This window comes from Paenibacillus sp. sgz302191, from assembly GCF_057749925.1.
In genome coordinates this window covers 1-360 of record NZ_JBYLHY010000120.1, presented here as the reverse complement: position 1 = coordinate 360, position 360 = coordinate 1, and the positions used below count along the sequence as shown (strand labels likewise).

The following is a 360-nucleotide window of genomic DNA, read 5'->3' as shown; positions in this document are numbered from 1 at the left end:
TCGAAGAAAGCAAGCTTCGAAAGATCGTAGGTGGGTTTTTATTTTGGGCCCTTAGCTCAGCTGGTTAGAGCGCACCCCTGATAAGGGTGAGGTCGGTGGTTCGAGTCCACTAGGGCCCACCATACAACTTCATAAATATGGGGCCATAGCTCAGCTGGGAGAGCGCCTGCCTTGCAAGCAGGAGGTCAGCGGTTCGATCCCGCTTGGCTCCACCAACAACGATCGTTTCAGGCAAGAATTTCTCGGAAATTCGACTTGAAATGAGCGAGTAAGATGTGATAAGATACTTTTTGCCGCTGGTGAGGCGGTAAAGAAAGTCGAATCACAGCATATCTGTTGACAACTTAACAGTTGCGACAT

General features: G+C 49.4%; 2 tRNA genes. Both read left to right on the top strand.

Annotated elements, in window-relative coordinates:
• Positions 1-45 precede the first annotated feature (45 nt).
• Positions 46-122 (top strand) — tRNA-Ile (locus AC3G2T_RS38875).
• Positions 123-139: 17 nt separating this feature from the next.
• A tRNA-Ala gene (locus AC3G2T_RS38870) sits at positions 140-215 on the top strand.
• The last annotated feature ends 145 nt before the right edge of the window (positions 216-360 follow it).